This window comes from Polaromonas sp., assembly GCF_018780625.1.
Lineage (GTDB): Bacteria > Pseudomonadota > Gammaproteobacteria > Burkholderiales > Burkholderiaceae_C > Polaromonas.
In genome coordinates, this window is the sequence record NZ_JADMJK010000002.1 from 1 (window position 1) to 8,134 (window position 8,134).

Sequence of the window (8,134 nt, forward strand, 5' to 3'; positions counted from 1 at the left end):
TGCTCGTGCTGCCCTGGCTCACCGCCTACACCGCAGGCCCGCTCTCCAACGCCTGGCCGTGGCTGGTTTCGGCTTTTTGTGCGGCGCTGGTGTGGCTGTTCTGGCGCCGGCTGGACGCCAGGCTGATCGCCACTGCCTGGGTGCTGGCCGCTGCTGTCAGCGCAGTGATTGCTTTGGTGCAGTATTTCGGGCTGGCGCAGGTGTTCAACCCCTGGATCAGCCAGACGGGCGCCGGGGAGGCTTTCGCTAATTTACGCCAGCGCAACCAGTTTGCCACGCTGACCAGCATCGGCTTGCTGGCGCTGGTGGCCCTGCTGGCGCGGCGGGCACCCGGGCTGCGCGTGCCTGGCTGGATGTATGCCGCGATGGCCCTGCTGGCGCTGGGCAATGCGGCCAGCAGCTCGCGCACGGGTTTGCTGCAATGGCTGCTGATTGTGGCGTTGACGGCAGGATGGGCGCTGCGCGGCCAGCGGCGGACGGCGCTGTTTGCGCTGCAGGCGCTGCTGGCCTACGGGCTGGCGGTGTTCGCATTGCCGTGGCTATTGAGCGCGGCCACCGGGCTGAGCAGCGCGGGACTGCTGGGCCGGCTGGCGGAAACGCCGGGCTGCGGCAGCCGGCGGGTGCTGTGGTCCAACGTCTTGACCCTGATGGCCCAGAAGCCCTGGCTGGGCTGGGGCTGGGGCGAGCTGGACTATGCCCATTTCATGACCTTGTACCCGGGCCCGCGCTTTTGCGAAATTTTGGACAACGCCCACAACCTGCCGCTGCAGTTGGCGGTGGAGCTCGGTATTCCGGCGGCCCTGGCGCTGTGCGCCTGCGCGGGCTGGTGGGTATGGCGCGGCAAGCCCTGGCGCGAAGCCGATCCGGCGCGGCAGCTGGCCTGGGGCGTGCTGGCCGTGATTTTGCTGCACAGCCTGCTGGAATACCCGCTGTGGTACGGGCCGTTCCAGCTGGCGTTCGGGCTGTGCGTGGGGCTGCTTTGGACCCGCGCGGCATCAAGCCGGACCGCAGCGCCAGAATTTAAGGAAAATAAGCCTGTAGCCCAATATATTCGGGTGCTATTAGCTGCTATTTCGATAGCATTTCTGGCATTTGCAGGCTACGACTACAGCCGCGTCAGCCAGCTTTACCTGCCAGCCGAGGCGCGTAGCCCCGCCTTGCGGGAGGACACGATGAACAAGGTAGGGGGCAGCTGGCTGTTTGCAGACGAGGTGCGCTTTGCGGCGCTGAGCGTGACAGTGCTGGCGCCCGGCAATGCCGAGTCCGTGCATACGCTTGCGCTGCAATTGCTGCACTACTCGCCCGAGGCGCGCGTGGCTGAAAAGCTCATCGCAAGCGCCCGGATGCTGGGCCTGGACGAGGAAGCCTTGCTGTACCAGGCGCGTTACCGTGCGGCGTTTCCCGAGGCGCATGCGCGCTGGGCCAGGGAAACTACAGGCCATTGACACCTGCTGCACGGTGCTGTTGGCACAAGCAGGGCAAGTCGCATACGGGCCCCTGTTTTTAAATGACTGGAATCCTCAATCGCTGCTTTCCATGAACCCGCCCCCGATTCGTCATCGCGAACGAAGTGCGGCGACCCATCGCCCCTAAAGCGCAGTCATGGATTGCCGCACTTTGTTCGCAATGACAGAGAAAGATGCACCGGTTCATGGTTCGTGTGCAGTTTCTGGAATGGAACTAGCGGCTCGCGACAAAGTGCCCGGACTTCCCGCCCTGCTTTTCCATCAGCTTCACGTCGGTGATCGTCATGCCCCGGTCCACCGCCTTGCACATGTCATAAATCGTCAGCAGGGCGACGGTGACGGCGCTCAGCGCTTCCATTTCCACGCCGGTGGGGCCGACGGTTTCCACCGTGGCGCTGCAGGTGACCACTCCTTTTGCGCCCTCTGCAAGGCCGGCAGCCTGCGCCGGGGTGGCGGGCGTGGCTGCAAAATCAATGGCCACGCGGGTCAGTGCCAGCGGATGGCACAGCGGAATCAGGTCGCTGGTTTTTTTGGCGGCCATGATGCCGGCCACGCGCGCAATGCCCAGCACGTCGCCTTTTTTGGCGCTGCCCGCCAGAATCAGAACCAGCGTGGCCGGATTCATCACGATACGGCCCTGCGCCACGGCGATGCGGTGCGTGGCTGGCTTGGCCGCCACGTCGACCATGTGGGCCTGGCCCTGACCATCAAAATGGGTGAGTACGGAAGATGAAGACATGCTGTTACAGAACCTTTTACATTGATGCGCCATCATAAGAGCGCGCCCGTGAATCTGCCCGCACTGTGAAGGTAATTACTTTTGTTTCCCTTGATTCATTCCCAAGCCGCTGCCCCGGCGCCGCGCCATGCGTTCCGCCCACTCCGCCCCTTGGCGCTGGCGGTCCTGGTGCTGATGGCCCCGGCCCAGGCTTGCCTGGCCCAGTCCGCAACCGCTGCGCCACCAAGCATGAGCGGCGCCCTGCCTTCCATGGGCGACAGTTCCGAGTTGCCCGCCGCTGCAGAGCGCCGCATGGGCGACCGTATTGCCGCCAGCATTTACCGCGACCCGGACTATGTCGATGACCCTGTGCTGGGCGACTACCTGCAAAGCATCTGGCAACCCCTGATGAAGGCGGCGCGCGCGCGCGGCGAGTTGCAGGACGAACTGGACGAGCGCTTTGCCTGGGCGCTTTTCCTGATCCGGGACCGAAGCATCAATGCGTTTGCCTTGCCGGGCGGCTACCTGGGCGTGCATCTGGGGCTGATTGGCGCGGTCAATACGCCCGACGAGTTGGCGGCGGTGCTGGCGCATGAGCTCAGCCATGTCACGCAGCGGCATATTTCGCGGCTGATGACGCAGCAAAACCGGCAGGCGCCGTGGATGATTGCCGCCATGATTCTGGGCGCGCTGGCCGCCAGCAAAAGCCCGGATGCCGCCACCGCCGCCATTGTGGGCGGCCAGGCGGTGGCGGCGCAGGGCCAGCTCAACTTTTCGCGCGACATGGAGCGCGAAGCCGACCGCATTGGTTTTGGCGTGATGCAGGGCGCCGGGTTTGACAGCCGGGGTGTGGCCGAGATGTTTGAAAAGCTGCAGCAGGCCTCGCGGCTCAACGACAACGGGGCCTTTCCCTACCTGCGCTCGCATCCGCTCAATACCCAGCGCATCGCCGAAGCGCAGTCCCGGCTGCAGCTGGCTGCGGCGGCCACGCCTTCGCCTGAAGGGCGCGCCGACGCGGACCGGGCCCAGCTGCTGCACGCCATGATGGCCGCGCGCGCCCGCGTGCTGGCCGTTCCCGGCGTCGATGCGCTGCGCGCCATGCTGGCCGAAGCGCAGCGCCGTACCGATCCGCCTGCTACTGCGGCGGCGCGCATTCGCGATGCCGGCGTCCTGTATGGCGGCGCCCTGGCCGCGGCGCAACTGCGCGATTTTGCGGGCGCGCGCAGCCTGTGGCGCCAGCTCCCGCCGCTGACCGAGGGCGTTGTGCGCGCCCGGCAGGCGGTGGAGCTGCTGGGCATTGAGATTGATTTGCTGGCCGGCGTGGTGCCGCCCTCAGCTGCCACGGCCGATCTGGCCCAAGCCACCACGCGCGCCGAGGTGTTGACGGTGTCCCGTTCCCTGACGGCGGCGCGGCGCGGGCGCGAGGTGTCCGATCGGCTGCAGACCTGGGTCACGGCCCACCCCGGCGATGCCATGGCCTGGCAGATGCTGGCCGTGGCCTATGGCCAGCAAAACCAGACGGTGCGGGCGATTCGGGCAGATGCCGAAAGCCGCGTGGCACAGCGTGACTACCCGGCGGCGCTGGACCGGTTCAAGGCGGCGCAGGCGATGATGCGCAGCCAGCCCGGCAGTGCAGACCATGTGGAGGGTTCCATCATTGACACGCGCGCGCGTCAGGTGGAGTCACTGGTTAAAGCGCAGGCGCTGGAGGACAAAGTCAATCGCTAGCTGCAGCAGCGAGTAAAGCAGCGAGCCGATCAGCGCGGCGCCAAAGCCGGTGACGTTCAGGCCGCTGACCAGGCCGGCGGCGGCCCAGAACATCAGCGCGTTGACGATGAACAGGAACAGACCCAGCGTCACCAGCGTGACCGGCAGGGTCAGGACCACCAGGAGCGGGCGCACCACCATGTTCAGCGCGCCCAGCACGGCCGCCGCAATCAGCGCCCCCGTGAAGCTGCTCACCACCACACCCGAATAAAGATAAGCCACCGCCAGCAAGGCGGCTGCACTTAAAAGCCAGTTGATGATGAGTTTCATGGCCAAAGAATACCACCGCGCCACGGGCTGCGGCGCGCCTGGCTCAGGCCTGCAGGGTGCGCGCGGCCTCTGCCTGGCGTGCCACTTGGGCACGCCGGCTGACCCACCAGCCCGCACCCAGCACACCCGCAATGGCCAGCACGTAAGTGGCCCACTGCGCGGCCGTCTGCAGCGTGGCCGACCCGCCGTAAACCGGGGCCAGCAGGCGCTCGCCCACAATCATTTTGGCAGCAGTGAAGGCCAGCACGGCGGCGCCTGCCTTGATGATGATGGGGAAGCGCTCGACCAGTTTGAGCACCATGGTGCTGCCGTACACCACGATCGGCACGCTGACCAGCAGGCCAATCACGACCAGGTCAAACGCGCCATGCGCCGCGCCGGCCACGCCCAGCACGTTGTCAACGCCCATCAGGGCATCGGCGACCACAATCGTCTTCATCGCGCCCCAAAAGGTGCTGGCGACCGGGCCGTCATGCGCCTTGTCGCCCTGGTCGGCCAGCAGCTGGTAGGCAATCCACAGCAGGCCGAGTCCGCCCACCAGCATCAAACCGGGGATCTTGAGCAGCCAGACCACGCCCACCGTCATGACGGCGCGCACCGCAATCGCCCCGGCGGCGCCCCAGGCAATGGCTTTTTTCTGCAGATGGGGCGGCAGGTTGCGTGCCGCCAGCGCAATCACGATGGCGTTGTCGCCAGCCAGTACCAGGTCGATGATGATGATGGCCAGCAGCGCGGACCACCAGGGGGTCGAAAATAATTCCATGGCTCACATTCCTTCTCAAGTTTCGGCATGGAAATCCAGGGGACGGATTTCCGCATGACTGAAACCGAACAGGTAAAGGGTGCGCCGTGTGGGTGCAAAAGGGTGCCACGCGAGCCTCGATCAAACCGGTTCAGGTTCCAATCGAAGGTCTGGCTCGACCTGCAGCAGGGCTGCAGACCCAACAAACCGGAAGTGTGAACTTCGTATTGACGATTTGTTGATGCGATTTGGTGCCGTTGCAGGTGAACAGCTGCCAAAAAGCGTGGGAGTTACTCCCCTTCTGGGCGCTATTGGAACGTAAAGACAATGTCTTTTTCCGTAAAGGGTCTTTCGCCGCCTCGCCGATAATTCGGACCCAGGCCTTGCCACCCGCAAACCGCCTCATTTTTGCAGCTCTTGTTTTTTCCATGCCCCGCATCCATATCACCGACCTCGAAGCGGCCATCAACCACTGGCGCCACCAAAAGCCCTCGCCCGACGGCGTGACGCTGGCGCCCGAGCTGCGCGCGCTGGCCACGGTGTACGCGCGCATGGTGTTTCACCATGAGGACGAGGCGGGCGAGTCGCACTTTACGCCCGACGCGCTGGCCGCCTGGCTGGCCTGGTACGACACCACTGCCGACACGCCCTGCATCGCGATTTGCTCGACCAGCCAGGGCGATACGCTGTGCAAGGGCTGCGGGCGCAGCTTTGAAGAAGTGCAGCGCTGGCTCGAAATGACACCGTTTGAAAAGCGCAGCACCTGGCGGCGTATCACGCTGGAGGCCAGCGCCTGGCGCTTTGGCCGTTACGCCGACCGGGCGCTGGAAAACAAACAGCTGCCTTGATCGGGCTTTGAGCAGACCGGGAAAACCGGCCAGTGCTGAAGTGACAAGCCATTCTGGCCTTCAGCTTGTAAAGGACGGGCGCAGACCAGCTATTCATTCAGGCGCGAATGGCTGCCGATCTGGCCACACTGGCGCCAGCTGACCAGGTCCACGCCGCTGCGCTGAAAAGAGGTGTCACCCCCGTAAATCAAGCGCGGCGTCGCCACCGCCTCCGTGACGAATCGGGCCGACTTCTGGCCGGCGCGAATGTAGTCGCTGGTCGGCGTTTGTCCAGACTTGATTTCAACGGTCTGAATCAGCCCTGACGGGGTTTCATACAGCAAGTCCGCCTCCACGCCATTGTTGTCGCGCCAGAAAAACAGGTCCGCGGGCTGTCCCTGGTTGTAGCGCTGCTTGAGGTGCTCGGTCACGACCCAGTTTTCAAACAGGGCGCCGCGCATCGGGTGCAGCGGCAGCATCCCGGGTTCACGAATGCCCAGCAGCCAGCAAGCCAGGCCGGTATCGACAAAATACAGCTTGGGCGCTTTGACCAGCCGCTTGCCAAAATTGCGGTGGTAAGGCGGGAGCAGGTACACCACATCGCTGCTTTCCAGGACCGACATCCAGGCGCGCGCCGTAGTGTGCGTAATACCCGCCTCACCCGCCACTGCGCTGAGGTTGAGCAACTGCCCCGTGCGGCCCGCGCATAGTCGCAAAAAGCGCTGAAACACGCCCAAGTCTTGCACTTTCAGCACCTGCCGTACATCGCGCTCCAGGTAAGTTGCCACATAGCTGGCGAACCAGTCGCCCGGCTTCACGGCCTGCGTGTGCAGCACCGGGTAGCCGCCGCGCCACAGCAGGGCGTCAAGCGCCAGTGTGCCGTCGGCCACGCCCGCGAGCTCTGCGCCGGCCAGCGGGAGCAGCCGTGTCATGCCGACGCGCCCGGCCAGGGACTGCGTCACACCCGCCAGCAGGCCGAACTGCTGCGAGCCTGTGAGCACAAAGCGCCCGGCCTCGCGGTTCTCGTCCACCATGCCCTGAAGGTGAGAAAACAGATCGGGCCAGCGCTGCGCCTCGTCAAAAATGGCACCTTGGGGAAAGCGGGCCAGAAAGCCGCGGGGGTCTTCTTCGGCAAAGGCCCGCTCAATCGGGTCTTCCAGGCTCACATAGGGTTTGCTGGCAAACTGCGCGCGTGCCAGCGTGGTCTTGCCAGACTGGCGTGGACCGGTGATGGCAATGACTGGAAAGGACTGCGCCAAGCGATCGAGTGTGGCGGCGAGTTGTCGATGAAGCATGAATTAATTATACAAATTGATTAAATAAAATTCAATTTGTATAAATTGGAGTGGTTCGTCCCTCTGACTCTACACTGACCCCATGCGACGACTGACCCAAGCCCCCAATATTGCGATTGCCGCGCTATGGGCCGACGCCCTGCAGCAAGCCGGTTTCGAGGCCAGCGTGCAGCGCTATTTCCTGAGCGGCATCGCCGGTGAACTGCCGCCCGACCAGTGCCTGCCCGAAGTCTGGCTCACGCACGATGACGACGAGCCCCGGGCGCGCGCCGTGCTTGACGCGCTGCAAAACATGCCGCAGCGGCGCTGGCACTGCATTTGCGGGGAACTGGTCGAAGGCGGGTTTGAGCAGTGCTGGCAATGCGGCGCCGCCATGCCGCCGGAGTTGCGGTAGCAGCGCGCGCTGGCGGTGTTTAAACCCGCCTGGCGAGTTCGGCCGCCATGCCGGTGTAGCTGCCTGGCGTCATGGCCAGCAGGCGCTCTTTTTCCGCTTCGGGAATTTCCAGCGAGCGGATCAGGCCGTGCAGGTCTTCGGCCTTGACGGTTTTGCCGCGCGTGACTTCCTTGAGCTTTTCGTAGGCGCCCTGCACGCCGTAGCGGCGCATCACAGTCTGGATCGGTTCGGCCAGCACTTCCCACGCCTGGTCCAGGTCCTCGTCCAGCGCCTCGCGGTTGAGTTCCAGCTTGTTCAGCCCGGTGCACAGCGAGCTGTAGGCCAGCGCGCCATAGCCTAGGGCCACGCCCATGTTGCGCAGCACGGTGGAGTCGGTCAGGTCGCGCTGCCAGCGGCTGATGGGCAGCTTTTCGCTCATGTGGCGCAGCAGCGCGTTGGACAGGCCCAGGTTGCCTTCGGCGTTTTCAAAGTCAATCGGGTTGACCTTGTGCGGCATGGTGGACGAGCCGATTTCGCCGTCTTTCAGGCGCTGCTTGAAGTAGCCCACGCTGACGTAACCCCAGATGTCGCGCGCCAGGTCGATCAGGATGGTATTGGCGCGCGCCACGGCGTCGAACAGCTCGGCCATGTAGTCGTGCGGCTCGATCTGGATGCT

At 64.6% G+C, this 8,134-nt stretch carries 9 protein-coding genes; 4 read left to right on the top strand and 5 right to left on the bottom strand.

The features are described 5' to 3' along the window. Positions 1-1,445, top strand: a 1,445-nt coding sequence (locus IV091_RS00175; RefSeq protein WP_293463824.1) for a Wzy polymerase domain-containing protein, incomplete at its 5' end; no start/stop codon positions are given. A gap of 235 nt (positions 1,446-1,680) precedes the next feature. Here the strand turns inward: IV091_RS00175 and moaC are convergent. Further along, entirely contained in the window at positions 1,681-2,205 is a 525-nt protein-coding gene (moaC, locus tag IV091_RS00180; RefSeq protein ID WP_293463827.1) for a cyclic pyranopterin monophosphate synthase MoaC, read from the bottom strand. Positions 2,206-2,379: 174 nt separating this feature from the next. Here moaC and IV091_RS00185 point away from each other — a divergent pair, with 174 nt between their 5' ends. Further along, entirely contained in the window at positions 2,380-3,912 is a 1,533-nt protein-coding gene (locus IV091_RS00185) for a M48 family metalloprotease (RefSeq protein ID WP_293463844.1), read from the top strand. Here the strand turns inward: IV091_RS00185 and IV091_RS00190 are convergent. Both IV091_RS00190 and IV091_RS00195 read right to left on the bottom strand, forming a co-directional pair. After that, positions 3,868-4,221: a phage holin family protein gene (locus IV091_RS00190; RefSeq protein ID WP_293463830.1), complete on the bottom strand. Its 354-nt coding sequence runs from the start codon at positions 4,219-4,221 to the stop codon at positions 3,868-3,870. The genes IV091_RS00185 and IV091_RS00190 overlap by 45 nt on opposite strands. 43 nt (positions 4,222-4,264) lie before the next feature. Next, positions 4,265-4,984, bottom strand: a complete 720-nt coding sequence (locus tag IV091_RS00195) for a TerC family protein (protein ID WP_293463832.1) — start codon at positions 4,982-4,984, stop codon at positions 4,265-4,267. Positions 4,985-5,391: 407 nt separating this feature from the next. Between IV091_RS00195 and IV091_RS00200 the strand changes: the two genes are divergently transcribed. Beyond that, positions 5,392-5,811, top strand: coding sequence for a DUF3717 domain-containing protein (locus tag IV091_RS00200; protein WP_293463834.1), 420 nt, complete (start codon positions 5,392-5,394; stop codon positions 5,809-5,811). An 89-nt stretch (positions 5,812-5,900) separates the two neighbouring features. Here IV091_RS00200 and IV091_RS00205 read toward each other — a convergent pair whose 3' ends face one another. Then, entirely contained in the window at positions 5,901-7,085 is a 1,185-nt protein-coding gene (locus tag IV091_RS00205; RefSeq protein ID WP_293463837.1) for an ATP-binding protein, read from the bottom strand. Positions 7,086-7,167: 82 nt separating this feature from the next. Between IV091_RS00205 and IV091_RS00210 the strand changes: the two genes are divergently transcribed. Continuing rightward, positions 7,168-7,479, top strand: coding sequence for a DUF2007 domain-containing protein (locus tag IV091_RS00210; RefSeq protein ID WP_293463839.1), 312 nt, complete (start codon positions 7,168-7,170; stop codon positions 7,477-7,479). Between the two features lie 19 nt (positions 7,480-7,498). On the opposite strand, the gene IV091_RS00215 is transcribed toward IV091_RS00210, so the two are convergent. Next, a partial coding sequence (locus tag IV091_RS00215; RefSeq protein WP_293463841.1) for a lyase family protein occupies positions 7,499-8,134 on the bottom strand: 636 nt, incomplete at its 5' end.

Coding starts and splice junctions, on each gene's coding strand:
- moaC (WP_293463827.1), bottom strand. CDS start 2,205: ATGTCTTCATCTTCCGTACTCACCCATTTTGATGGTCAGGGCCAGGCC.
- IV091_RS00185 (WP_293463844.1), top strand. CDS start 2,380: ATGGCCCCGGCCCAGGCTTGCCTGGCCCAGTCCGCAACCGCTGCGCCA.
- IV091_RS00190 (WP_293463830.1), bottom strand. CDS start 4,221: ATGAAACTCATCATCAACTGGCTTTTAAGTGCAGCCGCCTTGCTGGCG.
- IV091_RS00195 (WP_293463832.1), bottom strand. CDS start 4,984: ATGGAATTATTTTCGACCCCCTGGTGGTCCGCGCTGCTGGCCATCATC.
- IV091_RS00200 (WP_293463834.1), top strand. CDS start 5,392: ATGCCCCGCATCCATATCACCGACCTCGAAGCGGCCATCAACCACTGG.
- IV091_RS00205 (WP_293463837.1), bottom strand. CDS start 7,085: ATGCTTCATCGACAACTCGCCGCCACACTCGATCGCTTGGCGCAGTCC.
- IV091_RS00210 (WP_293463839.1), top strand. CDS start 7,168: ATGCGACGACTGACCCAAGCCCCCAATATTGCGATTGCCGCGCTATGG.